This is a genomic window from Nocardia sp. NPDC004711 (genome assembly GCF_053601595.1).
Map to the genome: position 1 here is coordinate 35,714 of NZ_JBSGCB010000037.1, position 25,598 is coordinate 61,311.

At 67.6% G+C, this 25,598-nt stretch carries 24 protein-coding genes; 10 read left to right on the forward strand and 14 right to left on the reverse strand.

Annotation, left to right across the window (positions count from 1 at the left end; translation table 11 throughout):
- Positions 1 to 110 precede the first annotated feature (110 nt).
- The 4 genes from ACWEKS_RS32115 (at position 111) to ACWEKS_RS32130 (ending at position 3,089) form a co-directional block, all read left to right on the forward strand.
- Positions 111 to 986, forward strand: a complete 876-nt coding sequence (locus ACWEKS_RS32115) for a helix-turn-helix domain-containing protein (RefSeq protein ID WP_452343557.1) — start codon at positions 111 to 113, stop codon at positions 984 to 986.
- Positions 983 to 1,192 (forward strand): DUF397 domain-containing protein, encoded by a 210-nt coding sequence (locus tag ACWEKS_RS32120; RefSeq protein WP_452343558.1) that lies wholly within the window; start codon positions 983 to 985, stop codon positions 1,190 to 1,192. The genes ACWEKS_RS32115 and ACWEKS_RS32120 overlap by 4 nt, the downstream gene beginning before the upstream one ends.
- 29 nt (positions 1,193 to 1,221) lie before the next feature.
- The gene (locus ACWEKS_RS32125) at positions 1,222 to 1,968 is read left to right on the forward strand and encodes a class I SAM-dependent methyltransferase (RefSeq protein WP_452343559.1); all 747 of its coding nucleotides are present in this window, start codon (positions 1,222 to 1,224) and stop codon (positions 1,966 to 1,968) included.
- 209 nt (positions 1,969 to 2,177) lie between these two features.
- Positions 2,178 to 3,089, forward strand: a complete 912-nt coding sequence (locus ACWEKS_RS32130) for an EamA family transporter (RefSeq protein WP_452343560.1) — start codon at positions 2,178 to 2,180, stop codon at positions 3,087 to 3,089.
- Between the two features lie 72 nt (positions 3,090 to 3,161).
- Here ACWEKS_RS32130 and ACWEKS_RS32135 read toward each other — a convergent pair whose 3' ends face one another.
- On the reverse strand, positions 3,162 to 3,989 hold the full coding sequence (locus tag ACWEKS_RS32135) for an acyl-CoA thioesterase (RefSeq protein WP_452343561.1): 828 nt from the start codon (positions 3,987 to 3,989) through the stop codon (positions 3,162 to 3,164).
- A gap of 225 nt (positions 3,990 to 4,214) precedes the next feature.
- Here ACWEKS_RS32135 and ACWEKS_RS32140 point away from each other — a divergent pair, with 225 nt between their 5' ends.
- Complete coding sequence (locus tag ACWEKS_RS32140) at positions 4,215 to 4,877, forward strand: HAD-IA family hydrolase (protein ID WP_452343562.1); 663 nt, start codon at positions 4,215 to 4,217, stop codon at positions 4,875 to 4,877.
- A 19-nt stretch (positions 4,878 to 4,896) separates the two neighbouring features.
- Here ACWEKS_RS32140 and ACWEKS_RS32145 read toward each other — a convergent pair whose 3' ends face one another.
- From ACWEKS_RS32145 to pruA, 3 genes are all read right to left on the reverse strand, one after another.
- A complete protein-coding gene (locus tag ACWEKS_RS32145; protein WP_452343563.1) occupies positions 4,897 to 6,324 on the reverse strand; it encodes an amino acid permease in 1,428 nt (475 codons plus the stop codon).
- Positions 6,325 to 6,517: 193 nt separating this feature from the next.
- The gene (locus ACWEKS_RS32150; protein WP_452343564.1) at positions 6,518 to 7,477 is read right to left on the reverse strand and encodes a proline dehydrogenase family protein; all 960 of its coding nucleotides are present in this window, start codon (positions 7,475 to 7,477) and stop codon (positions 6,518 to 6,520) included.
- Complete coding sequence (gene pruA / locus ACWEKS_RS32155; protein ID WP_452343565.1) at positions 7,477 to 9,135, reverse strand: L-glutamate gamma-semialdehyde dehydrogenase; 1,659 nt, start codon at positions 9,133 to 9,135, stop codon at positions 7,477 to 7,479. Before pruA ends, ACWEKS_RS32150 begins: the two co-directional genes overlap by 1 nt.
- Positions 9,136 to 9,367: 232 nt before the next feature.
- Here pruA and ACWEKS_RS32160 point away from each other — a divergent pair, with 232 nt between their 5' ends.
- Complete coding sequence (locus ACWEKS_RS32160; RefSeq protein WP_452343566.1) at positions 9,368 to 11,080, forward strand: PucR family transcriptional regulator; 1,713 nt, start codon at positions 9,368 to 9,370, stop codon at positions 11,078 to 11,080.
- Positions 11,081 to 11,249: 169 nt separating this feature from the next.
- Here ACWEKS_RS32160 and ACWEKS_RS32165 read toward each other — a convergent pair whose 3' ends face one another.
- Positions 11,250 to 12,482, reverse strand: coding sequence for a lipase family protein (locus ACWEKS_RS32165; RefSeq protein WP_452343567.1), 1,233 nt, complete (start codon positions 12,480 to 12,482; stop codon positions 11,250 to 11,252).
- A gap of 122 nt (positions 12,483 to 12,604) precedes the next feature.
- Between ACWEKS_RS32165 and ACWEKS_RS32170 the strand changes: the two genes are divergently transcribed.
- The gene (locus ACWEKS_RS32170; protein WP_452343568.1) at positions 12,605 to 13,687 is read left to right on the forward strand and encodes a hypothetical protein; all 1,083 of its coding nucleotides are present in this window, start codon (positions 12,605 to 12,607) and stop codon (positions 13,685 to 13,687) included.
- A 22-nt stretch (positions 13,688 to 13,709) separates the two neighbouring features.
- On the opposite strand, the gene ACWEKS_RS32175 is transcribed toward ACWEKS_RS32170, so the two are convergent.
- The 3 genes from ACWEKS_RS32175 to ACWEKS_RS32185 are packed head-to-tail and all read right to left on the reverse strand — an operon-like array spanning position 13,710 to position 16,476.
- The gene (locus ACWEKS_RS32175) at positions 13,710 to 14,954 is read right to left on the reverse strand and encodes a cytochrome P450 (RefSeq protein ID WP_452343612.1); all 1,245 of its coding nucleotides are present in this window, start codon (positions 14,952 to 14,954) and stop codon (positions 13,710 to 13,712) included.
- Positions 14,950 to 15,144 (reverse strand): ferredoxin, encoded by a 195-nt coding sequence (locus tag ACWEKS_RS32180; RefSeq protein ID WP_379380893.1) that lies wholly within the window; start codon positions 15,142 to 15,144, stop codon positions 14,950 to 14,952. Before ACWEKS_RS32180 ends, ACWEKS_RS32175 begins: the two co-directional genes overlap by 5 nt.
- 18 nt (positions 15,145 to 15,162) lie before the next feature.
- Positions 15,163 to 16,476: a phthiocerol/phthiodiolone dimycocerosyl transferase family protein gene (locus ACWEKS_RS32185; protein WP_452343569.1), complete on the reverse strand. Its 1,314-nt coding sequence runs from the start codon at positions 16,474 to 16,476 to the stop codon at positions 15,163 to 15,165.
- 457 nt (positions 16,477 to 16,933) lie between these two features.
- Between ACWEKS_RS32185 and ACWEKS_RS32190 the strand changes: the two genes are divergently transcribed.
- Together ACWEKS_RS32190 and ACWEKS_RS32195 are read left to right on the forward strand one after the other, a co-directional pair.
- A complete protein-coding gene (locus ACWEKS_RS32190; RefSeq protein ID WP_452343570.1) occupies positions 16,934 to 17,065 on the forward strand; it encodes an NADPH-dependent FMN reductase in 132 nt (43 codons plus the stop codon).
- A complete protein-coding gene (locus tag ACWEKS_RS32195) occupies positions 17,044 to 17,409 on the forward strand; it encodes an NADPH-dependent FMN reductase (RefSeq protein ID WP_452343613.1) in 366 nt (121 codons plus the stop codon). Before ACWEKS_RS32190 ends, ACWEKS_RS32195 begins: the two co-directional genes overlap by 22 nt.
- Here ACWEKS_RS32195 and ACWEKS_RS32200 read toward each other — a convergent pair.
- The 5 genes from ACWEKS_RS32200 to speB form a co-directional block, all read right to left on the reverse strand.
- Entirely contained in the window at positions 17,390 to 17,968 is a 579-nt protein-coding gene (locus ACWEKS_RS32200; protein ID WP_452343571.1) for a hypothetical protein, read from the reverse strand. The genes ACWEKS_RS32195 and ACWEKS_RS32200 overlap by 20 nt on opposite strands.
- A 122-nt stretch (positions 17,969 to 18,090) precedes the next feature.
- The gene (locus ACWEKS_RS32205; protein ID WP_452343572.1) at positions 18,091 to 18,471 is read right to left on the reverse strand and encodes a cupin domain-containing protein; all 381 of its coding nucleotides are present in this window, start codon (positions 18,469 to 18,471) and stop codon (positions 18,091 to 18,093) included.
- The gene (locus tag ACWEKS_RS32210) at positions 18,468 to 20,096 is read right to left on the reverse strand and encodes a N,N-dimethylformamidase beta subunit family domain-containing protein (RefSeq protein WP_452343573.1); all 1,629 of its coding nucleotides are present in this window, start codon (positions 20,094 to 20,096) and stop codon (positions 18,468 to 18,470) included. The genes ACWEKS_RS32205 and ACWEKS_RS32210 overlap by 4 nt, the downstream gene beginning before the upstream one ends.
- Positions 20,093 to 21,565 (reverse strand): APC family permease, encoded by a 1,473-nt coding sequence (locus ACWEKS_RS32215; protein ID WP_452343574.1) that lies wholly within the window; start codon positions 21,563 to 21,565, stop codon positions 20,093 to 20,095. Before ACWEKS_RS32215 ends, ACWEKS_RS32210 begins: the two co-directional genes overlap by 4 nt.
- Entirely contained in the window at positions 21,562 to 22,557 is a 996-nt protein-coding gene (gene speB / locus ACWEKS_RS32220; RefSeq protein WP_452343575.1) for an agmatinase, read from the reverse strand. Before speB ends, ACWEKS_RS32215 begins: the two co-directional genes overlap by 4 nt.
- Before the next feature lie 82 nt (positions 22,558 to 22,639).
- On the opposite strand from speB, the gene ACWEKS_RS32225 reads away from it, so the two are divergent.
- Positions 22,640 to 24,154: a PucR family transcriptional regulator gene (locus ACWEKS_RS32225; RefSeq protein ID WP_452343576.1), complete on the forward strand. Its 1,515-nt coding sequence runs from the start codon at positions 22,640 to 22,642 to the stop codon at positions 24,152 to 24,154.
- Here the strand turns inward: ACWEKS_RS32225 and ACWEKS_RS32230 are convergent.
- Positions 24,135 to 25,565, reverse strand: coding sequence for a gamma-aminobutyraldehyde dehydrogenase (locus ACWEKS_RS32230; protein ID WP_452343577.1), 1,431 nt, complete (start codon positions 25,563 to 25,565; stop codon positions 24,135 to 24,137). The two genes, ACWEKS_RS32225 and ACWEKS_RS32230, sit on opposite strands and share 20 nt — an antisense overlap.
- Between the last annotated feature and the right edge of the window lie 33 nt (positions 25,566 to 25,598).

Sequence of the window (25,598 nt, forward strand, 5' to 3'; positions counted from 1 at the left end):
CGATGCCAAGGGATTTGGGGCCGCCATGGGTGGCCGGTCGCGGCTATTGCGCCGGACTTCCACCACGGGGGGTTCCAAATTTCAATGCCTTCGATAGAAAGGCTAGGAAAATGTCTGGCTCCACCCTTGCCGCCCGCGCCCTCGGTCGACTGTTGGCCGCATACCGTCAACGGGCGCAGCTGACCAGATCCGCCGCGGCGCGGGTCGTGGACACCTCGGTACAAACCATCGGCCGCCTGGAAGACGGTCTCAAGACCAAAGTGTCGCGGATCTGGATCAATGCGCTCGCCGACGCATACAAGTGCAGCGACGACGAGCGGCGCCTATTGCTCGGCCTCGCTCAGGAAATGGCGTCGGCGCAGCAGAATTGGTGGCGGGCGTACGAGGATGCGATGAAGCCTCGTTTCGATTATTACCTCGGGTTGGAAGCTTCCGCCCGCCGCGTGTCCTTCTGGCGCCAGGCGGACGTACCCGGACTGTTCCAGACGCCTGCGTATCGTCGCGCGATCGAATGGACCGAGCATCCGACGATGCCCCCGGAGCAGGTGGAGAGGCGCGTTGAAATGGCCATGAGGCGAAAGAACCGATTGGAAGACAAAGGGTTCGAGATCGATGTCGTTTTGTCGGAAGCTGCCCTGCGCGGTCAGATCGGCGGACCGGCAGTTCTGGCCGAGCAGCTTCGATACCTGGCCGATCTGAGCCAGCTGCCGAACGTGTCGATTCGGTATGTTCCCCACGACGCTCCGAGCCATCTCGGCTCGGTGGTGGAATCCTTTGTCCTACTGGAATTTCCCAAACTTCCGGCAACCGGGATGGTCGAGCCGCCGGTGGTCTACATCGAAGGTTTTGTGGGAGACCTCTACCTGGAACGAGAGCCCGAGGTGTGGCGGTACCGACATGCGTTCGGCGAGATCAGCCGAGTAGCATTGGATCCGGTCACAACCAGGCAGGTCATGTTGTCGAGAGCCAAGGAGTGCGGCGAATGAACATCGAACTGTCCGACGCCGATTGGTTCAAATCAAGCTACAGCCATTCGGGCGGAGAATGCCTGGAAGCCGCCCACCTCAGCCGTGGCAGGGTCGGAGTGCGGGATTCGAAACTGGGAGACTCGAGCCCAGTGCTTGTGTTCGCTCCGGCCGACTGGGCCGTGTTCAACGCTGCCGTGCAAGCCGGGAAGTTCGATCTCGGCTGATGTCCGGAGACGGTCGAGGGCTCGGTCCGATGCATTTCGACGCCCATGCAGAGATCTACGATCGAGCCAGACCTGATTATCCGGCCGCACTGTGGAAACGGTTGCGGGAGTTCGGGTTGCTGCGGCACGGCGTCCGGGTGCTCAAGCTCGGCGCCGGCACCGGATTGGCGACGGGTCCGATGCTGCGGGCCGGTGCTGCCGTCACCGCTGTCGAGCCGGGGCAGGGCCTCGCCGCCCATCTGCACCGTCGATGGCCGGAAGTGTCCGTGCTCATCGACAGCGCCGAAACAGCGCCCTTGCCGTCCGCCGCCTTCGATCTGGCCGTCGCGGCAACGGCCATCCACTGGTTCGATCTCGACGTGGTGCTGCCGAGAATTCACCGCGCGCTGGTCACTGACGGCCATTTCGCGGTGTGGCGTCACGTCTTCGGCGACCCGTCGGCGGCTGCCACCCCATTCCGGCAGCGAACAGCCGAGATCGTCGCCCGTCGCGGCGACGACTCTCCGTCCCGCAGACCGGCGGACTTCGACACCGATGCATGGGTGCGCCGCCTGACCGGCAGCGGTCACTTCGTCGCCACCCATGTCGAACGGATCTCCTGGACAATCGAACTGAGCGCCGACCAGATCCACGATCTGTTCACCACCTTCAGCGACTGGACGGCCGCCGAAGTCGACGAGGCCGCCCGCGCGGCACACGCCCTCGGCGGGTACGTACTCGAGCACTACCTCACCCCGCTGATCATTCTGAATCGCGCCGGAACCGCCACCACCTGACCTCCGGGCGGACCGGGCGCGAGACGGTTGGGTAGTCTCGAACCATGGGTACGTTCTGGCACTCCGTCACGCCGCCGCCGGCCGCCTGATCGGGCGCAGCGGCAGACTCTCGTTTCGCGTTCCGGCTGACCTCCGACGGCAGCCCGGACTCGTCGTGCGCCCGTTTCGATTCCTTCCCCCTTCGGAATTCGACGACGGAGTACTCGACAGTGTCCGAACGCACGTCCACGCTCACCCCGGAACCCACCCTTTCGACCGCTTGGCGCGGTAGTGCGCCGATCCTCGCCGCGTCGGTGCTGTGGGGTAGCACCGGTACCGCGGCATCGCTGGCTCCAGCCGGAACATCCGCTGCCGCAATCGGTTCGGCCGGCTTGGCCCTCGGCGGATTCCTGCTGTTCGTCACCGGCCGCGGGCATCGGATGCGCGCCGCCGCGTCGGAACGGTGGTTGCTGCTGCTCGGCGCGTGCGCCGTGGCGGGGTATCCGGTCACCTTCTATCCGGCCGTGGCCCGCACCGGCGTGGCCGTGGCCACGGTCATCGCCCTCGGAAGCGCACCGGTCTTCGCGGGCCTGCTGGCCTGGCTCACCGGCCGGGGGCGACCGTCCGCGAGATGGTGTGCCGCCACCGGGCTGGCCGTAATCGGTTGCGCCGTACTGGTTATGGGGCCGCGATTCGGCAATGCGGCCCCGATCGACCTGCTCGGCATTCTGCCGGCAGCCTGTGCGGGCCTCACCTACGCCGTCTACTCGCTGATCGGCGGCACCCTCATCACCCGCGGCCACGCCTCCGGCTCGGTCATGGGCATCATGTTCGGTCTCGCCGCCGTCCTGGTCCTGCCCGTGGTCGCAACCTCCGGCCCGATCTGGCTGACCACGCCGCGGGGACTGGCGGTCGCCCTGCACCTCGCGTTCTTCACGACCTTCCTCGCCTACCGCCTGTTCGGTTACGGACTGCGCCACACGACCGTGGCGTCCGCCACCACCCTGACGCTCGCCGAGCCTGCGGTCGCCGCTCTGCTCGGCGTCACCGTCGTCGGCGAGCGCCTACCCGCGCTGTCCTGGTGCGGTCTGGTCGTCCTGGGTGCCGGTCTGGCCGCCCTGGCGTTCCCGGCCGAGCGATGAACGCCGCTGCTCCCCAACCACTTCCGTTGTCCGTAGTCGGGGCGTGCCGACTGCTGCGCGCGGTGTGGCGGGTCAGTCCTTGAAGTACACGAGCTGGTGACTCGTGGCCAGTGCGGTGCCCTCTTCGGTCCACAGGTGGGCCGACTGGTCGAAGAAGCCATTGCCGAAGTGCTGTGCCCGGGCGGTCGCGAGAACGAACTGTCCGGGTTCGGCGAGCGGGTCGAGCTCGGCGTGGAAGTAGGTGGTGAGCGAGACGGTGCCCGCGGGGACCATCCGGCCCAGGCGCAGCATCACGCGTGGGAAGAAGATATCGCTCATCGCCGCCACCGCCGGAAAGTCCAGCGAGCGCGCAGGCGTGTCCCGAACCCACAGGGTGGAGGTGGACGTCGGGGCCGGTACGCCGTCATCGCCCCCGGCGAACGGGCCGCGGCCCGCCACGAACCGCATCTCGTAATTCCGCAGCCACGCAGGCGATTCGGGCAGTTCCGCCACCTCGAGGGAGTCCGGCGCGGGCGCGGCGGGCGGGCTGATCTCGGTGTCGGACCAGGTCGAGCGACGCATCGCGCACACCACGGTCGCGGTGGTGGCCACGGTGTCGTCCTGCCGCATGGTCACCACCCAGTGCTGGGTGGTGCGATTGGTCCGCACCGGCTCGGCGTCGATGGTGAACGCTCCCGTGGCAATGGGCCCGGCGTAGTTGACCGTGAGCGACAGTGGACTGCCCGCGCAACGCGGGTCGTCGAGAACGGCCCGCAGCATGGCGGCGGCCGTGATCCCGCCGAAGGGGCCCACCATGTTCGAGTACTCGGCCGCGGTATGACCGAGAAAGCGCCCTTCCCCCTGCGGCGTCAACGCGATGGCGGTATCGAACGGGTGCTCGAGGGTTGTGGTCGACCCCAAGACGAATTCTCCTTCGAACAGGTGCAGGTTCGTGCGCGCGAGCGCGTGGCCCTCCGTCTCGCCGGAGAATAGCCTCCGTCGACTATAACGACCGTTATAGAGGAGGCAAGCGTGGGCCCTGGGGCTGTGTAACGAGCTCCGGGGTGCGATGCGCGGGAATCCCTTGCCCGCGACACGGATTCGAGACATATTGCACGCCCGGCGTCTTGTGGTTATAACCAGCCTATGACAGTTGATGCCACGCTTGCCGCCCGCGGCCTCCTGCTCGATATGGACAGCACACTCGTGAATTCCGAAGCCGTAGTGGAGTTGCTGTGGCGACGCTGGGCCACCGAGCACGGCCTGTCGGTAGCTGATGTGCTGGCCGTCGCACATGGCCGCCAGGGCTGGGCGACCATGGCCGAACTCCTGCCGGACCGTCCCGCCGAGCTCAACCGCGCCGACAACGACCGCATGCTCGCGGAGGAAGCCACCATCGTCGACGGCGTCGTACCCATCGCCGGCGCCCCAGAGTTCATGGCCGCCCTCGCCGACCTCCCCCACGCCCTGGTCACCTCCGCCAACCGCGTCCTCGCCGAAACCCGGATGACCGCCGCCGGCCTCCCCATCCCCCGGATCCGCATCACGGCCGAATCGGTGACGGTGAGCAAGCCCGATCCGGAAGGCTTCCTGAAAGCGGCCGCCGAACTGGGCCTTTCAGCCGACGACTGCCTGGTCTTCGAGGACTCGCAAGCAGGCATCGCCGCCGCCAAGGCAGCAGGCATGCGCGTCATCGGCGTCGGCCCCCGCGCCGCCACCCTCGACCCGACCGCCCACGTCCCTGACCTCACCCACATTCGAATCGAGCCGCTCCCCAGCGGCTCGATCGCCGTTCACGTATCCGCCTGACCCGGAAATGGTCTCCGGCTCAGGCGTTTTCGATCGCTGTCGGGTGACCCAGGCGGGAGTTGAAGCGGGAGTAGCCGAAGTACACGATGAGGCCGACGATCAGCCAGGCCACGAAGCGCACCCAGGTTTCCCAGGGCAGCGACCAGATCAGATAGATGGAGAAGCCGATGCCCACCACGGGCACCACCGGCATGAGCGGGAGCCGGAATTCCCGCGGCTCGTCGGGGCGGGTGTAGCGGAGCACGATCACCGACACGCTGACCACGATGAACGCCATCAGGATGCCGATATTGGTCAGCTCCGCAACGGTATTGATGGGCAGCAGCCCGGCCAGGATCGCCGAGCCGGCGCCCACGATCCAGGTCACCCGGGTGGGCACCTTGCGGGTGGGATGGGTCTTGGCGAACCATTCCGGCAGCAGCCCGTCGCGGCTCATGGCGTACCAGACGCGGGTCACGCCCAGCATGAAGGTGAGCACCACGGTGATGATGCCGACGATGGCGCCGATCGCGATGATGTTCGCGATGCCCGGCATCCCCACGGATTTGAACGCGGTGGAGAACCCGGAGGTCGGGCTGATCTCGGTGTACTTCTGCATGCCGGTGAGCACCAGCGTGGCCAGCACGTACAGCACCATGGCGATGGCCAGCGAGTAGATGATCGCCTTGGGCAGATGCTTTTTCGCCTCGGTGGACTCCTCGGCCGCGGTGCTCATGGCGTCATAGCCGAAGACGGCGAAGAACACCGTCGCCGCGCCCGTCCACACCGCGCCGGTGCCGAACGGGAAGTACGGGTGGTAGTTCGCGCTGTCGATCTTGAACAGGCCGAGCACGATGATCAGCAGCACGATCGCCACCTTGATCCCCACCGCGACCGTCTCGAACCGTCCCACGCTCTTGATGCCGCGCGACAGCACCCACGCGCTGCCCAGACAGAACAGGATCGCGAAAACATCCACCACATGCCCGTCCCCGGTACCGGAGGCCCCGAGCATCCAGTGCGGCAAGGAGATTCCGATCTGATCCAGCAGGAAGTTGAAGTACCCGGACACGCCGATGGCGACCACCGCCGCCACCGCCACGTACTCGAGCAGCAGATCCCACCCGATGAACCAGCCCGCCAGCTCACCCAGCGACACGTACCCGTAGGTGTAGGCCGACCCCGCCTTGGGCACCATGCCCGCGAATTCCGCGTAGCAGAGTGCCGCACACGCACTGGCCACACCCGCGATCAGGAACGAGATGAGGACCGAGGGCCCGGTCGTATTGTGTGCGACCGATCCGGCCAGGGCGAAGATGCCCGCGCCGATGATGCCGCCCACCCCGATGGCCGTCAGCTGCCACAGACCGAGGTGTTTCGACAGCCGCTCGTCCGCGGGCGTGTCGTCGTCTACCTCCGAGATCGGCTTGCGGCGCAGAATCTGGCCGCGCAACTCCGCAAAAGACATGCGGGATCCTTTCGTTCCGCTGCGTACCGCCACTCTGCGGTAACGCAGGTCACACTCGAGCTAGCTCAGCTAATCGGACCATGGCCGATGCTGTGATCGGGCGGTTGGTTAAATAAAGTTCAGAGTTCTTGTCCAACCGGCCGACGCGCCCCGCCCTGGCGCGTCCGCCGAGGCGGTGCGATCGCGTTACCGATCAGCGGCGCGCGCCCGGTCCGAACGAGCGCAGGAAGAACGCGAGATTGGCCGGGCGCTCGGCCAGCCGGCGCATGAAGTAGCCGTACCACTGGTCGCCGTAGGGCACATAGGTGCGCAGGTGCGCGCCCGTGGCGACCAGCCGCTGCTGTTCGTCGTCGCGGATGCCGTAGAGCATCTGGAATTCGAAACGGTCCGGCGACCGCCGCGCCGCCCGCACGTAGTGGGCGGCGGCGTCGAGCATGACCGGGTCGTGGGTGGCCACCATGGGATAGCCCAGGCCACGCATGAGGATGTCGAGGCAGCGCAGATAGGACGCGTCCACCTCGTCGCGGCCCTGGTAGGCGACCCCGGCCGGTTCGCGATAGGCGCCCTTGCACAGGCGGATTCGCGATCCGGGACCGGACAGGTCACGGCAGTCGCCCTCGGTGCGCACCAGGTAGGCCTGCAGCACCGTGCCCACCCAGGGGAAGTCCGCCCGCAACGCGTGCACCACGGACAGGGTGGAATCGGTGGTGGTGTGGTCCTCCGCGTCCACGGTGACCCAGACCCCCGCCGTCGCCGCGGCGGTGCAGATCTTGTGGGCGTGTTCGAGGGCGATGGCGTGGCCGTCCCGGGGCAGCGCCTGGCCCAGCGCGGAGAGCTTGAGCGAAACCTCCAGCGACCGTACCTCTCCCGTGGACCCGGGCAGATCACCCAGGGTTTCGAGCAGGGCGAGGTAGTGGGCGACGGTGGCGCGCGCCTGCGCGAGATCGGTGGTGTCCTCGCCCAGATAGTCGAGGCTGACGTACCGCCCGGAGTCGAGCAGCGTCCCCGTGGCCGCCGCGGCATCCGCCTCGGATTCCCCGGCGACGAAGCGCCGCACCATCTTCCGGGTCGCGGTCAGCCCGGTCACCGTCCGTTCCACCCGCGGCGACCGCGAGGCCGCCAGCAGCGCCGGACGCAGCACGGTCGTGAACATCAGCGTTCTCCCGCTTCCGTCGCCACGGCCTGGTGCGGATACCGGTGATCGGTCGGCGGCACGAAGGTCTCCTTGATGGTGCGCGCCGAAGTCCAGCGCAGCAGGTTCTGCGCCGACCCGGCCTTGTCGTTGGTGCCGGAGCCCCGCGACCCGCCGAACGGCTGCTGTCCGACCACCGCGCCGGTCGGCTTGTCATTGATGTAGAAATTGCCCGCCGCGTACCGAAGTCGCTCGGACGCCGTCGCGACCGCCATCCGGTCGTCGGCGATCACCGCGCCGGTGAGTCCGTACGACGACCCGCGATCGACCAGATCCAGCACCGCGTCGAACCCGTCCGGCGTCGCGTCGTCGTAGACGTGCACGGCCAGAATCGGCCCGAAGTACTCGGTCCGGAACGCCTCGTCACCCGGATCCTCACCCAGCAGGACGGTCGGCTCGACGAAGTAACCCACACTGTCGTCGGCCCGCCCGCCGGTGAGCACGGTCAGACCGGGTGTCGCCTTGGCCCGCTCGAGGGCGTCGACATTGCGGTCGAAGGCGCGCCGATCGATCAGCGCCCCACCGAAATTCGTGAAATCGGTGACGTCGCCGTAGGTCAGCTCCGACACCTTGCCCAGGAAGTCCCCCGACATGCGCGACCACACCGATTTCGGAATGAACGCCCGCGACGCCGCCGAACACTTCTGCCCCTGGTAGTCGAACGCCCCGCGAATCAGCGCCGTGCTCAACACGTCCGGATCCGCCGAGCTGTGCGCGACCACGAAATCCTTGCCGCCGGTCTCGCCGACCAGCCGCGGATAGGTGTCGTAGCCGGCAATGTTCTCGCCGACCGTGCGCCACAGCCGCTGGAACGTCCCCGTCGACCCGGTGAAGTGAATGCCCGCCAGCCGCCGATCGGCCAGCGCCACGGCCGACACCTCGGGACCGTGGCCGTGCACCAGATTGATCACGCCCGGCGGCAGCCCCGCCGCCTCCAGCAGCCGCATCGTCCAATACGCCGAAAACGCCTGTGTGGGTGAGGGTTTCCACACCACCGTATTGCCCATCAGCGCCGGCGCGGTCGGCAGATTGGCCGCGATGGCGGTGAAATTGAACGGCGTGACCGCGTACACGAACCCTTCCAGCGGCCGGTACTCCACCCGATTCCACACCCCCGGCGTCGAGATCGGCTGCCCGGCCAGGATCCCGCGCGCGAAGTGCACATTGAACCGCCAGAAATCCACCAGCTCACACGGTGCGTCGATCTCGGCCTGATACGCGGTCTTCGACTGCCCCAGCATGGTTGCCGCCGCCACCGTCTCCCGCCACGGTCCGGCCAGCAGATCCGCGGCCCGCAGGAATACCGCCGCCCGCTCGTCGAACGACAGCTCCCGCCACCCCGGCGCCGCGGCGGTCGCCGCCTCGATGGCGTCGGCCGCATCCTGCGCCTCGGCCATCGTGATGGTCCCGAGCACCGCCGAATGCCGGTGCGGCTGCACGACATCCACTACCTCCCCCGCACTCCGCCGCTCCCGCCCACCGATCACGTGCGGAATCTCGAGCGGCGTCGCGGCGAGTTCGGTGAGCTCGGCCTGCAGTCGCGCACGCTCCGGGGTGCCGGGCGCGAAGGTCCCCACCGGTTCGTTCACCGGCGGTGGAGTGACTGTGACGGCGTCCATGACAACCTCCTGGCGGATTGTGGCCCGTGTCACCGGGCGAGTACGCCGAGTCAACCCCGAATCGCGCCACGGATATTGAGCCGATCAGCCAAAGAACCACCGAACCTGTTGTACGTTCGGCTGAACACCGCCGGCGCACTCGTGCCCGGATCGATGGCGCTGTTCCGGCCACGACCCACAGGGCCGAGCGTGCCGGCGCGGCAGTACCCAGGCTTTGAACACCGGAGACAGCATGACCGCAGACGAACGCCACACCTCCACCGGTCTGCGGGCCGCCGAGCTCGACCGAACCGGAGTAGCGCTGCGGGAACTGCTGGGGGCACTGGGCACGACGCTCGTCGAACTGGTCGACGCACCGCTCGGGGACGAGGTGGCCATCCGGTCGGTGGCGCTGGTCGACAGTTCGGACCTGAGCTCGGAAACCGTTGCGCACGCACCCATGTCGGACATGTATCTGCACGTGGGTATCGCCGAGGCCGAGGCCGTGCGGTGGCTCGAGGAGGTCGCCCAGCGGGCACCGGCGCAACGACCCCGCGCGGTGCTGTCGAAGTTCGCGGCCGCGGCGGGCGGGTTGCGGCGGGCCGCGCTGCGGGCGGGGGTGGCGGTGGTCGGGGTGCACCCGCAGGCCCGCTGGGATCACGTGTACCCGCTGATCCGGCGGATGCTGGATCGCACCGGCCCGGCCCGCGACAGCGCGGACCAGGATCTGCTGGCCGCCGATACCGACTTGTTCGGGCTGGCGCAGATCATCGCGCAGAACGCGGGCGGCATGGTCACCATCGAGGACGCGCACTCGCACGTGCTCGCCTACTCGGCCTCCAATGATGCCGCGGACCGGCTGCGGATCCAATCCATCCTGGGCCGGGAGGGGCCGCGCGAGTATCTGCGGATCCTGCAGCAGTGGGGTGTCTTCGACCGCCTGCGGCACACCGACGAGGTGGTCGACCTGCCCGCGCACGCCGAGCTCGACATCAAACACCGTCTGGCCGTGGGGATTCGGCGGCCGGGCGAGGGCAGCGCCGCCACCGTGCTCGGATCGATCTGGCTGCAGGAGGGCGAGCGGCCGTTCAAGTCCGACGCGGCCGAAGTGCTGCGGGGCGCGTCGGCCATTGCCGCGCGCATCATCTCGCGCAGCCTGGACGCGCCGTCCACCGAGGCCCTGCTGATCCAGCGCCTGTTCGGCGCGCGCGGCGGCGGTGTCGATGTGCCGTCGGTGGCGAGTGCGCTGGGCATCCCGGTGACCGGCCCGGCGGCGCTCATCGGGTTCGCATCCTCCGGCGCGACCCCCGCCGCCGCGGAACTGTCGGCGCTGGGCAGCACACTTCGCCTGCGCGCGAGCGCCTTCCGCCGCGACTCGCTGGCGACCCTCATCGGTGACCGCGCCTATATCCTGCTCCCCCGCTACCACTCGGCCCGCGCGGTCACCGCCTGGACCCGGCAGCTGGTCGACCAGCTGGAAACCACCGGCGGCCCGATCCTGCGCGCCGCCATCGCCGTTCCCGTCGCCGAGCTGACCGACGTCGCCCGCGCCCGCCTCGAGGTGGACCGTGTCCTGGACAGCACCGCGGCGGACTTCCCGAAGGATCGGGTGACCACCCTCGCCGAATCCCGTACGGCGGTACTACTGGGCGAGATCCTCGATCTCATCGCCGCCCGCCCCGAACTCGAGGACCCGCGCCTGACCGCCCTGTTCGACTACGACCGCAGCCACGCCGCGCAACTCGAGGCCAGCGTCGACCACTACCTGCGCCATCACGGCGATGTACGGGCCGCGGCCACGGCGTTGCGCATCCACCCGAACACGCTGCGCTACCGCCTGCGCCGCGCCCAGGACATCACCGGCATCGACCTCGACGATCCGGCCGATCGCCTACTGCTCGAACTGCAACTGGCCCGCCACCGCCGCGGGGCGGACCGGACTCGGCACCGGCCGACCCGACGCTGAGCAACCTCCCAGCGCGGTGCCGGCCTATTCCGTCAGCGCCGCTTCCAGAATCGGCCACGATTCATGGAGGTCCTTTTGCCAATCCGGCCAGGAATATTAAGCGAAATGCCGATGACTTATGGCAGCGACACCGAAAGATATTTTGCTCGATTGGAATTTCCGCGGATGGTCAGTGACCCGGACCGGTGCACCCCGGCGGCACCAGCCGACCGGCCAGCAGATCCTCGATCCACCCGGTGGTCAGTGGAATGGACAGCGCGCCGACGATGAAGTGCTCCCCCGGGAACGGCTGCAACCGCACCCGGGCGCCTCGCGCGCACCATTCGTCGAACAGGTGCTGCGCGCCCGCGAAGGGAACGAAGATCTCATTGACGCCGTGGAAGAGGAACACCGGCGCGGCCGGCGCGCTGCGGCCGGGGCGGTTCTCTTCCAGAATCCGCTGCACCGCAGGCAGTTTCAATGGATCCGGCACGACCGAGAGCTGGTCCGCCCGCAGCGGCGCGATCAGCCCGAGCGCCGTCTCCTGCGAAATGCAGATATCGCGGAACATCCGCGCCAACCGCCACCCATTGTCGTTGAACAGGCCCATCAGTTCCGGGTACTCGCGCGCCAGCCCGAGCACCGCCGCCAGCAGGACCCCGGTAGCCCAGTTGCCGTTCATGGCGGGCAGCAGCGTCTGATAGTCCGCCGGGGTCCCCCCGAGTATCACGCCCGCCAACCGGATCTCCGGCGCATAGGTCGGCGCGAGCTGCGCCGCCCAGCTGGTGGCGATCGAACCGCCGGAATAACTCGTCATCAGCACCGGCGTCGCCGGGCCGAGTTCCGGCATGTTCGCGCGGGTGACGCCCCGGATGGAATCGAGCACGGCGTGCCCGCCCATCAGCCCCGCCGCGTATGCCTGCCGCGGGCCCTGATGGTCGGGAACGACCACCGCATAGCCCTTGGCCAGAATCAACCGGATCGCCACGACATCGGCCGACACAGCCCGCTTGAGTTCCGTGGAGGGCGCACAGGACTGCCCCAGCGAGGAGATCGGAAGGTTGTACGACACCAGCGGTCTCGGGCCCGACCCCTCCCACGCCTCGTTCGGCAGCAGCAGGGTGGTCACGATGGCGACCGGCTGATTGTGGGAGTCGGTGGACCGCACCAGCAGCTGGTAGGCGCGGGCGGCGGGAAACAGGCTGTCGGTGGTACGGGCGGAGAGCACGAAGCCCGGCGGGCGGGCCTCGAAACCGGGCGCGGGCGTAAAGAAGGGGTCGGTCGGCGGCGACGGCAGCACGCTGGCCGGATCGTGCGCCGGATTCAGCAGATCCGAGATGGGATCGGCGTGCGCATGCAGTGGGAGCAGCGCCGTCACCAGCGCCACCAGCATCCATATCCGTGTGAACCGGACAGCAGCCACGAGGAGAGATCGTCACACGTGGTCCGCTGCACGGCCCGGATTTGCCTCGGCGCGGCGGTTCGGGTCCCACGGGAAACGCACACAACCGACAAATCGCCGGGTTGATCTGACACCCTGTCCCAATGAGGTGGTCGATCGTCTTGCTCGCCGTGCTCGTACTGGCCGCCGGGTGTGCTGCGCGGCCATCGGATTCGCCCTGGCGCGAGGTATCGTTGCCGCAGCACGGGGCTCGGGTGCTGGAGTTCGCGCCGATCGCGGGCGGCGTGCTCGCCCTGGGCTCGATCCCGGCCGGCGACGGACGTGCCCCGGCCGCCTGGTCCTCCTCCGACGGCACGCGCTGGACATCTGTCCCCGTCCGGCCCGACAGTCCGTACGGCGCACTGGCGGAACTGATTTCGGCGGGCACCGGCACGCACACCGTGGTGCTGGGTCAGGCTTTCGGTGGCGCGCACAGCAATCCGCGCATGACCATCTGGAGTGGCGACGGCCGGGGCCTCACCGAACACACCCAGGCGATGGAGATGTTCGGCGGCCCGCACGCCATCGCGGTGACCGCGGCGGCCGCGCGCAACGGCACCGATCTGCTGGTGGGCGGCTGGGACGGCGACAACGGCCGCTACGGCGCCGCGTTCTGGACCTCCTCGGACGGCGCCGACTGGCAACGCCACGCGGACGATCCGGCGTTGTCGTCCGCACCCGGCGAGCAGACCGGCGCGGCCGGGGTCGGCATCGGCGAGCAGGGCTTCGTCATCGTCGGGGAAACCTTGCGCGACAACATCCTTCGGCCACTGGTGTGGACCTCGCCCGACGGCCTCGGATGGCGGCGTCACGAGCTGCCCGGGGCGAGTGCCGTCGCCGCGCGCGTCGGCTGCGGCAGTGCCGGCTGCACGGTGCTCGGCCAATCCATCGGCGCTACACCGCACCTGCTGTGCTGGCCGTCGGCCGAGGCCGACGCCGTGCCCGGTCCGGGCGCGTCAACGGTCGACGTGCTGCAGGTGCTGCCGACCGCGTCGCGCGTCCTGAGTCTCGTGGCGCTCGACCACGTGGTGCAGCTGGCGTCGATGATGCCGAATTGCACTGAATGGCAACAGATTTCCCTGCCGGTGAGCGCGCCCGGGGCTCGCATGGCCGCGCTGCCCGCCGGCCTGCTGCTGGCCACCACCGAGGCCGATCGCAGCAGACTCTGGCTGCATGCCCTGCCCTGATGGCAGGGCACCGGTCACCGCATCACCATGCGACGGGGAGCGACCGCACCCCGTACACCATGGCGTCGTACTTGAAATCGATCTCCTCGGTCGGCACGGTCAGGCGCAGCCCCGGCACCCGCCGGAACAGCGTCTGCAGCACCATGCCGAGTTCGATGCGCGCCAGCTGCAGACCGATGCACTGGTGCCGGCCCGACCCGAAGGCCAAGTGCTGCGCGGCATTCGAGCGCGCCAGGTCCAGGGTGCCCGGCTCGGCGAAGACCTCCGGGTTCCAGTTCGCGGTGGCCAGGTCGAACACGATCGGGTCGCCCGCGCGGATCACCTCGCCGCCGACCTCGATGTCTTCGATGGCGACCCGCCGCAGCCCGGTGTCGACAATGGTCATGTAGCGGATCAGCTCGTCGACCGCATTGCCGAGCACCTGCGGGTCGTCGGTGTCGCGAATGATCGCCAGCTGCTCGGGCCGGTCGAGCAGTGCGATGACGGCCAGCGTGATCATGTTCGCGGTGGTCTCGTGCCCGGCGACCAGAATGCCGACCGTCTGCAGCGCGGCCTCCCACACCTGCAGCTCACCGTCGCGCACCAGTTCGGCGACATCGGAGAGCAGATCCTCGGCCGGGTTCTCGGTCTTGGCCTCGACCAGCTTGTTGAGGTAGCCGAGCATCTCCAGCGTCGACTGCTGCTGCTCCTCGGCGGTGGCATTGCCGCCGAAGCCGAGTTCGGTGGCCTCCTGGAAGAACGCGTGGTCCCCGTAGGGGACGCCCAGCAGTTCGCAGATCATCAGCGATGGCACCGGCAGCGCCAGCGCCTTCATCAGGTCCGCCGAGTTGCCCTGCGCCAGCATGGCGTCGATGGTCTCGTCGACGTGCTTCTGGATATTGGGCCGCATGGCCTCGAGCCGCTTGGGGGTGAACGGCTTGGCCAGCATGCGCCGGTAGCGGGCGTGCTCCTGGCCATCGGTGTTGAACATGGTGCGCGGGCTCATCTCCGCGACCGTCTTCATCCCCTCGTGGATGTGCGGGTAGGAGGGGTGGTGGTTGTCGGCGCTGACGCGGGCGTCGGCGAACAGCTCGCGCGCCTCGGTGTAGCCCGTGATCAGCCACGGCTGCTTGCCCTCCCAGGTCCGGACCTTGGAGATCGGGCCGGCGTCGGCGAGTTCGCGGATTTCCGCGGCGGGCGCGAACGGGCAGCTCGCGGCGCGGCGACCGGGATAGAAGGTCGGCTCGGCGGGGGCCTTGGTGCTGGACTCAGGCATGTTCGGGTCAATCCTCGATCTGGATGGCTTGCGCTGGGCAGAATTCGGCGGCCGTTCGCACGGCCGGGGCCTGCTCCGGCGCCGGACTCTCGTCGAGCAGCACGACGACACCGTCGTCGTCGCGCTGGTCGAAGACTTGGTCGGCACGCAGCACACAATGACCGGCTGCGATGCACTTCTCTTGACTGACAGCAACTCTCATGGCGTGTCCGGCCGCGAGTCAGCCACGATCCGCGTCGGCGTCGCAGATGCGACGAACCTGCTCCCGGATCGCCTCGGTCACGCGGCCCATCAGGGCGTGACTGTTGCGGGTGGTGTCGTAGTTGACGTGAATGACGAGCCGCTCGGCGACGGTCCACACGGTCAGCTTCGGCGGCATGCCCTTGGCCATGCCGAACACCTCATCGGCGACGAACTCGAGCCCGCCGGGGATCGAAGGCGTCTGTTCCACACCGAGATTCGACATGCCCAGCGTGGGCTGCGCACCGAATATCGCGGCGGTCTCCGGGTCGAATGCGCGCTGCGAGGCCCGCATGAACAGGGCCGGGAACCGGGCGTCGAGGGCGGCGCGCATGGCCACCTCGGTCGCCTTGGCCAGCTCGATCGGGTCGGTGTCGGCGGCGGCGAAGACCGGGGTGGCTACCCCGCCCGCGCAATTGAGCAGCGTCGACTGCGGGATCGGCTCGGCGAGCGAGGCGCGCAGATCCACCGCGTGCCCGAACACCATCGGCACCGGCCCGGAATCCGCCTCGAGCTGGCTTCGCACCGCGACCATGGCCGCGCCGGTGACCAGGCTGTTGACCGAAACACCCTGTGCGCGTGCGGCACCGAAGAAGGCCGCGCTCTGCTCGGGGTCCACCACGACGCGCTGGGTGGCGAACCGGCCCACCGGGTCGCCGACGCCGTCGCCGTCACGGGGCAGCTCGAGTGGCGCGGGCACCGCGTCACCGGCTGCCGCGATGCCGCGCAGCATCGCGACCAGCTCGTCGACCTCGGCCTCGGTGACACTGCCCGCCAGCAAGGTATCGATACCGTCGACCAGCTCGTTGTCCGAATTCGACGGCGGCAGTGGCGAACCCGCCAGCTGGGCGCCGTAGCGCTGCCACATGTCGTCGCGCAGCGCCAGCGCCGACCGTCCATCGCACATGCCGTGGTGCATGATCAGCACGATCTGGTCGAGACCGCCCTCACGCAGCACGTGCGCCTTGAAAAGGCCGGTGCTCCAGTCCTGTTCGATGTTGACCAGCCGCTGATAGCCGTCGGGTCCCCACTCGGTGACCTCGAGCGGGGGCTGGTACTCCTCGCGAACCCGGAAGACCGGCTCACCTCCGGGCTCGTGGACCATGACCGCGCGCAGCAGCGCGTGGTCGGCGGCCAATTCCGCCAGCACCCGGCGCATGACGTCGGGATCGATCTCACCGCGCACCGTGGTCGCGACGAACAGCGGCACACCGGCTTTCGGCACGTCGCCCCAGCGGGCGTCGGGGTCGAAATGCTTGAACTCGAAGGACGATAGCGGTCGTTGACTACTCATGAAGCGCTGGCACTCCCCATTGTGAAACATGCCCTTCCGACCATACACACGACTGGGACAATCGTCAGGACTGTTGTCAGGAACCGGTTCCGGCTCCGAGTGCCCGAATGCCTTCCGGCACAAAGAATGTTGCCTGGCCTGCCCAGATGCTACGGGTGCACGAGGTGACCGGCCTGTGCGCTGAAGGCAAGGGCACCAGCGCCTTCGAGTTGCGACGCTGAACTGAAGCGCAGCTCGTTCAGAACGATCGCCATCCGTACGATGGTCGAAATCCCAGGGCACGTGCCGATTCGAGGGCTCGGCGGACTGAACCGCACTCGCGGGGAAACCGCCCGGCGGCCCGGACGGTTCCGGACACCGGATGAGTGACGCACATCACTGCGCCGGGATGTCGCAGCGCGAGGGTTCGGCGGCCACTTGTGTCGTCGAGTCGTCACCACCCCGAGGAGTAATCGACATGACCAGAATCGGCATCATCATCGGCAGCACCCGGCCCGGCCGCAACGGCGAGAAGGTGGCCCGCTGGGTACAGGCCATCGCCACCGAACATGCAGGCGAGACAGCCGAATTCGAGCTGATCGATCTGTAGGATCACCAGCTGCCCCTGCTGGACGAACCCGTCCCGGCGGCCCGCACCCGCACACCCGCCGCTTCGCCGAGCACGTCGGCTCCTGCGCCGCCTTCATCTTCGTGACCGGCGAATACAACACCGCACCCCCGTCCTCCCTCACCAACTGCATCGACCTGTATGCCGAATGGCCCTGCAAGCCGGTCGCCGACGTCGGCTACGGACCGTTGACGGGGTATCGGTCACCGGCAACAACCGACCCGTATCGACGAGCCGGTCGTGCCGCTTGCGTGATGCTCTCGTCAGGTAGGGCCGCGGGTGGAGCGCTCGCTCGTTCCTCGGATGTCAGCCGACCTGAGCTGTGAGCGGGGCGCTGATATCACCGACGGCGTGCAACGTGTTGTACGCCTGCGCCAATGCCGCGATTCCGGCCGGGACGCCGGTCACCACGCCACCGACAATGGGGCCCACGGCCGCCCCGATCCCCAGGCCGGGGAGGCAGCCACCGATCGCACCGACGATCGCGCCGACGACGCATCCGCCCACGAGTCCTACAACGCCACCGGCCATGGTGCCCACGGTCGCGGCCAGCATGAACTCGTTGCCCGCCTGACTCAGCGCATTCTCGATATCGGCTTGCGGATCCGAGCCGTCGATCGCGGCAACCGGGGTCGCAACCGAGGCGGACGGTGAAAGAGGCTGCACCGCAGCGACATCAGCCTGATCTGTGGTCCTCTGATCCTGGGTCGCCGGCGGCGTCGACGGTGTCGCGCTGTCCCGGGCATCGGCGCTCAGGATGGTCGGTTCGATTTCTCCGGCCGTCAGAGTGGTCGGTGCGGGTGCGGCTGTGGCCGCCTCTGCCGTGAGAGTCATCAAGGTCGTGGCCATCGCGGAGGCGACGATGATGCGGGTGCGGCGATTCACTGGATCTCCTCGGTTGTTGCTTCGTTGCTGTGCCACCAGACGAAATGAACTGTGCGGCACGGAAATCGGAGGCAAACCGGTTGCATGACGGTCTGTCCCGATCTCGTTCTAGGACCGCGGGTTTACGCGGATTCGGGGGCGGGTTCCAGGACGACGAAGATCTTCGAGGAGGGTTCGAGAGTCTCCCATTTCCCGGTGAATCCGCGCGGGAACAGGAATGCCTCACCGGCCCGGAACACTCGCCGCTCGCCGGAGTCGTCGGTCACCGCGACACTGCCGGTGAGCAGTACGCAGATTTCGTCGACCGGATAGTCGACCACGTGCAAGATGCCCGCCTGGCCCTCCCAGGCACTGCCGACCATGCGGCCGGTGGCGTCGGAGCAGCCGCGCCATTCGACTTCCTCCCAGTCCGGGGAGGCGGTCCAGCCTTCGGGCCACTCGGGCACCACCCGGGTGCCGATGCCCAAACCGATCGCGCGCACATCCTTGACACCGATGGTCATGAGTTACCCTTCTCCGCTTGCGAGGCCGCGCCGAGCCGGCGCAGTGCGTTGTGTGTGATCTGTTCGGTGAAGAAGTCGCGCTCGATGAGGCCGTTGACCCATTCGCACGACCCGGCGTTGACGACAGTGCCCGCGCCGCGGGTGAAGACGCCGACCATGCCCGCGCCGTAACGTCGATCGCGCTGGTATTCGGGTACGTCGTCGCCATAGATGAACGGGAGCATCATTTCCGCCTCGAACTCCGGTGCGCCGAGCGGGACCTCCGCGTTCCACCGGTCCTCGGCGCCTACCACCGCCGGGGCCAGCGCCAGGATCTCGAGGGTCTCCGGGGCGCCATCTTCGAAGGTCGGGTAGGGCAGCCCCTTCCGGAAGGTGTAGTCGACGCCATCGAGCTCGAACGCCGCCGTGCAGACCGGGGCGCCGCCGATCACGTCGCCGTAGTACAGGTCGGTTCCCTCGAAAAGCCAATGCTCGGGCCGATATACGGTGAATCCGCCGCTGGAGCGCGGCACCGCGTTGCCGTACCGGCTGTACACACCGCCGAAACCGGTCAAACCCATGGTCTGTGCGCCGGGGCGGCCGACGATCGGAGCGTCCCACACGGTGGTGACCCGGCTCGGATCGGTTTCGTAGAGCGGGTCGAAAGCGGGGAGCTTGTAGCAGGTCTGGGTGGCACCGGTGTCGTCGAGGCGGACCTGCCAGAGGAAGTTTCCGGCAAAACGAGCGACATTGCCCCCGTTGTCGACGAAATCGTCTACGGCGTCCCGCATTTCGGCCGTCCAATACTCGTCGTGACCGACGATCACCAGACATTGGTAGTCACGCAGTGATTCCGGGCGGACGTGCAGATCGTGCTGGGTCAGGTAGTCGAAGTCGTAGCCGTGGTTCTCGGCCCACACCACGAACGGCCGTTCGTAGGTCGCCCAGAACGCGTCGGCGTGATGGCGGGAGTAGCCGTTGGCGAACGCCCACTCATAGGCTTCGTGGTGCGGCTGCCAGAACGGTGGCGGAGTGTATTCGTGTCGGCTGCGCGGTGCGCCGACGGGTTTGCGCAGCATCCCCCGGGCGATGGGGCGTTGGGTGGACACCACCGGCGCGGGGACGTCGATCTCCGGGTCGTCACCGAGACCGCGGTAGTGGTTGGCGCCACCCCAGTCGTTGTAGGCGGTCATCGTCGCGGTGGTGAGCATCAGTGCGTACCGGGTGCGTCCGGTGACGGCCGCCCGCAGGACGAAGAAGTGTTCGCGCTCGTAGATCCGGCCTTCGACCTCGATCCGGGCGATCACCAGGTACAGACCCGAGCGCCATTGCGGGTCGACGGGAATGCGCGCGGCGACTGGCCAGCCGCAGCCGACGGTATAGCTGTCGGGCGGTGTTGGATGGGACTTGCCGGGCAGATCTTCGAGCCGGTACACGGTCTTCGGGTGTGCACCGTCGCGCACCACTTCGAGACGGTAGCGGTCGGCGGTGGTGTGCACGTGCACCGCGACCGTGTCCCCGGCGGTATAGGAGAATTGGTCTGTGTAGCACCAGATCTCGGGTGACAATGGATCGCCACCGGGGATTTCGCACTGCCAGCCCGGTACGGTCCACGCGTGTCGCGGAAACCGCTGTTGTTCAGTCATCGAACCACCTCTGCTGTGAGTAGGGCTTCGGTACCGCCGGACAGCTGCCGGTATCGATCGGGCGCCGCGGTGCGCAGCCACAACGCTCGCCCGGCTCCGAGGAGGAATCCCACCGCCAAGGGGGAGAGCATGATCGCGTTGCCCATCGGTCCGAGCCCGGTCAGCATCGGCATGTTCTGCATGAGCAGCACGAGTACGACGGCGAGGAACACCGCGGCCAACCCGGGTGCGATCAGCCTCTGCCACAGGGTTTCTCCACCCGGGGCAGGCCGCAGATAGCGAATAACCGCTGCGCAGACGGCGATTTCGAGCACCATGACGCCGACCAGCGTCGGAGTGTTGGTCCACAGCACGATCTGGCTGTACGGGTCCAGGGACGTCAGGCCGAAGCCGATCAGGGTACCGGTCACCACGAGGGTATGTGCGAGCCCAGCCGAACTCGGGGTCTTGGTCCGTGCCCCGGCACGGCTGAACCACTGCGGCAGCACACCGTCCCGGCCGAGCGCGAACAGGTACCGCGCTCCGGCGTTCTGCAGCGCGAGCGCGCCCGCGAAGAAGCTGGTGATGATCAGCACCTGCATGACCGACGTCATTGTCGCGCCGACATATTCGGTATTCAGGTTGAAAACCAGCTGGGACGGGTCGCCGGCCAACAGCGCGGCCAGCCGGTTCGGGCCCGCGGCCATGAGGATGACCCAGGAGATGAAGGTGTAGACCACCGCCAGCACGCCGATCGCGATATAGGTGGCACGCGGGACGGTGCGGTGTGGGTCTCGGGCCTCCTCGCTGTAGATGGCGGTCTGCTCGAATCCGATGTACACCACGAAGGTGATCGCGAACAGCGCGCCGATCGATCCGGTCATCAGGTGTGCGGGGTTGAAGCTGCCCGCCGAAAGCCCTTCATGGCCACCGCGAATCAACACGGCGACGGCCAGTACGAACAGAATCCCCACCTCGGTCACCAACAAGACCGCGAGCACCTTCGCACCGATGTCGACCTTGAGATACGACAGCAGCGCGACGATCAGCCCGAGTGCGACCGCCGTCACCTGCCACGGCACGGAGACTCCGGTGATCATCGAAATCGCTGCTGATCCGAAAATGCCTGTGGCAGCGAGGAATCCGATTTGACCGAGGGCGTAGGAGAGATAGGCGACCATGGCCGCGCCGGCCCCCACCGTGGGTCCGATACCCCGGCTGATGTAGGCATAGAACGCGCCGCTGTTGTGCACGTGCTTACTCATGGCCGTGAAGCCGACCGCGAACACCGCGTAGACGATTCCCGCGATCAGGTATCCAGCGGGCGCGACCTGGCCGGCGACCATGAATCCGAGCGCGGCGAAACCGGCCATGACCGTCAGCGGTGCGGCGGCGGACAAAACGAAGAACACAAGATGGGCGGAGCCGATCACGCCGGATCCGAGCTCGGTGGAAGACTCTTGCGGCGCACCAGATTCAGCGACGTTCACGGGCGTACCTGCTCCGCGCGCGGCGAGGCATGCCCGGCGGCGGCTGCTCGGTTGCATGCCAGCACCGACAGCAGTTCATAGGCCGTGTGCGCGGCGGCGATTCCGGTGATCTCGGCATGGTCGTAGGCCGGGCTGACCTCCACGATGTCCGCGCCCACGATGTCGAGCCCGACCAGCCCGCGCAGGGTGGCCAGCAGCTCACGGCTGGACAGACCGCCCGATTCCGGAGTGCCCGTGCCGGGGGCGAAGGCGGGGTCGAGCACGTCGATGTCTACCGACACGTACACGGGACCCGTGCCGAGTCGTCGGCGCATGCGCTCCACGACCTGCACTACGCCCTCGTACTGATAGTCGTCGGCGTGCACCACCTGGAAGCCCAGGCACTCGTCGGATCGCAGATCATCGGAGCTGTACAGCGGGCCGCGTACGCCGACGTGCAGGCAACGCCGCGGATCCAGCAAACCCTCCTCCGCGGCGCGCCGGAATGGGGTGCCGTGGGTGAAGCGCGCACCGAAGTAGGTGTCCCAGGTGTCGAGGTGCGCGTCGAAATGTACAACGGCGACAGGGCCGTGCTGGGCGGCGACCGCACGCAGCAGCGGTAGCGCGATGGTGTGATCACCGCCGATGGTCAGCAGGCGGGTCCCCTTCGCCAGCCAGCCCCGAGCCTCGCTCTCGATGGTCGCCACAGCCTCGTCGATGTCGAACGGATTGACCGCGATGTCCCCTGCATCGGCAACCTGGTGGACCGCGAACGGATGGATATCCAGCGCGGGGTTGTACGGCCGCAGCAGCTTGCTGGCCGCGCGGACATGTCCCGGGCCGAAGCGCGCTCCGGGGCGGTAGCTGACCCCGGTGTCGAAGGGAACTCCGACGATCGCGACGTCGGCCCTGCCGACCTCGTCGATACCCGGCAGCCGGGCGAAGGTGGCCGGGCCGCAGTACCGGGGAACTCGGCTCGCATCGATCGAGCCGAGGGATTGCTGGGAAGACATGGCAAGAGGCTAGATGCGCACCGCGCCCACCACACATCGACGCGGTGTAGAAATATCCGCGAATTTGTTGGACACTGCGTCCATGCCTTTGACCGTCGCGGACCTGCTCGAACAGCCACAATTGCGACTCGAGCTGATCGCTGGACAAGAAGCCATCCACCGCGCGATCGATGCCGCTCATGTCACCGAGTTGTTGCGCCCCGGCAATTGGCTCCAGGGCGGCGAACTGCTGATGACCGCAGGACTCCAGCTGTCCGCGGACGAGACACAATGTCGCGACTTCGTGCGTGACGTCGTCGGCGGCGGCGCGAGCGCGCTGGCGTTGGGGCTGGGGCACGGCCTGCCCTATCGGCAAGCGCCGGCCGCCCTGATCGAAGCCGCTGAGGCCGAAGGGATTCCGCTGCTGCTGGTGCCGGACGAGACTCCGTTCATCGCCGTCACCAAGGCGGTTTTCGCGGCGCATGCCGCCGAAGAACGGCAGCGACTCGAACGCACGCTGACCGTGCAACGAAAATTGACGGTCGCAGCCGCATCGGGCCGCGGCCTGGATGGATTGATCGGCGTGTGGTTCGACTCGACCAAACTGCCCGCGCTGATCACCGATCCGCTGGGCCGGGAAATCGCCACCGTGGGCCACGGGACGAACCGGCTGCTGGATGCCGCACGCGAGCTCATCGACGAAGTGGCACCCCACGGGCTGCGCGGCAGCTCGGTGACCGATATCGACGGACGGACCCTCAGCGTGCAGCCGGTCGGCGCGAGGCGAGTGCGAGGATACGCCGTGCTGGTCGAATCGGAAGCCCGCGAAATCCGGCTCATGAAGTCGGCGTTGACCTCATTGGTCACCCTCGAACTCGAGCAACGGTATCTGGCGGGTGACGCCGAGCGGCGTGCTCGGGCGGCGACATTCGATCGGGTCCTCGCCCCCGGCGCGAGCGCGTCCGCTATCCGAGACATGTTCGACCAGTTCGGCATTCGCACCGGCTCGGTCGTCGGACTGGCCATCCAGCCCTTGCCGGAGCGCATCGAAGAGCTCGCCGCAGATCTGGCGTATGCATTACCCGGCGGTCTTGTTCGCACCGTGGGCGATGGCGTGGAGGCGATGGTGATCGACGGTACGGATCTGCCGCTGCTGCTGCGACGCTTCGCCGCCGATCACCCGGTGGGCATCGGCGACACTGTCGCGCCCGAAATGGCGGCATTGTCGGTACAGCAAGCACGTTCGCTGATTCCCGTGAGCGCTCGGCTCGGGCGCCCGGCGACCTCGCGGCAAGACAGCACCAGCAGCCTGCTGCTGTCGATTGCTTCCCCCGATGTGCTCGCGGCGTTCGCCGACAACACTCTTGCCTCGATCGATCTCGCCGATCAGACCGGTGAGCTGGTCAGTACACTCCGAGCCTGGCTCGACGCCAACGGAACCTGGGATGTCACCGCCGAGCGGCTCGGCGTGCACCGTCACACGGTCCGCAACCGGATCTCCAAGATCGAGAAACTGCTGGCGCGGTCATTGGATCCCGCAGCCACACGGCACGAGTTGTGGCTCGCCTTGCAAGTTCGGGACACGCTCGCCGCACCGGTCAGTGGTGAGCGCTCATGACGTGCTTGATACGGGTGTATTCCTCCACGCTGTAGATCGACAGGTCCTTTCCGTAGCCGGATTGCTTGAATCCGCCGTGTGGCATCTCCGCGGTCAGCACCATGTGGCAATTCACCCATACCGCACCGAAATTCAGCGCGCGCGCCATTCGTTCGACCGTGCCGTGGTCGCGGGTCCAGACGCTGGACGCCAGCGCATAGGGCACATCGTTGGCGTAAGCGACGGCCTGGGCCTCGTCGGTGAACGACTGCACCGTCAGCACGGGGCCGAAGGTCTCCTCCTGCACGATCGGATCACTCTGTCGTACCCCGGTGATGATCGTCGGCTCGACGAAGAAACCCTTCTCGCCCAACCGCTTGCCACCTGTCACGACGGTCGCGTGGGAAGGCAGTGCGGCCAGTTTGCCCAGTACGGAGTCGAAGTGGCGGCCATTGTTGAGCGGTCCGCAGAAGCTGTCCGGATGGTCGGGCTGCCCCGGTCGCAGACGCTGGGCACTCTTCACCAGTGCTTCCACCAGATCCGCGTGGATGGATTCGTGCACGAGTACGCGGGTGACGGCCGTGCAATCCTGGCCGGCATTGAAGAATGCCGCCTGCACGATGCCGGCCGCGGTGGACTCGGGATCGGCATCGGCGAACACTACTGCCGGAGCCTTACCGCCCAGTTCGAGATGAGCTCGTTTGAGCCCGCGCGCAGCCGATTCCGCGACCGCGATCCCGGCCCGCACCGATCCGGTGATCGAGGCCAAACCCGGCTCCGGATGCGCCACCAGCGCCGCACCTGTCCTCGCGTCGCCGAGGATCACGTTGAAAACCCCGTCCGGCAACAGGCTTGGGGTCAGTCCCGCCAGCACCAGCGTGCTCTCCGGCGTCGTGTCGCTCGGCTTCAGTACCACGGTGTTCCCGGCGGCGAGCGCCGGACCGATCTTCCACATGGCCATGAGAAACGGGTAGTTCCACGGCGTGATCTGCGCGACCACGCCGATCGGCTCGCGACGCACGTACGAGGTGAATCCGTCGACATATTCTCCGGCGGACCTACCCTCCAGCAGACGGGCCGCGCCGGCGAAGAACCTCAGCTGGTCGGCCCCCGCCGCGATCTCCTCAGCGTCGATCACCGCCTTAGGCTGACCGGTGTTGCGGCACTGCGCCTCAACCAGTTCGGTGCTGTGCGCCTCGATGGAATCAGCCAGCTCGAGCAGAGCGTTCTGGCGGTCCCGCGGCGTAGTTCTGCCCCACGCTCGGAAAGCCTGTGCGGCGGCCGTGACCGCTGAATCGACCTCGGCCTCGGTCGACACCGGCACGTGACCGGTGACCGTCTCGTCGACCGGATTCACCAGCTCGAGTGTGTCCGTCGATTCCGAGGCCACGAACCTGCCGTCGATGAAGTTCTCGAGCACACGACTCGCCATGCTTCTGTCCATCCTTGTGGGGAGTGATCAGGT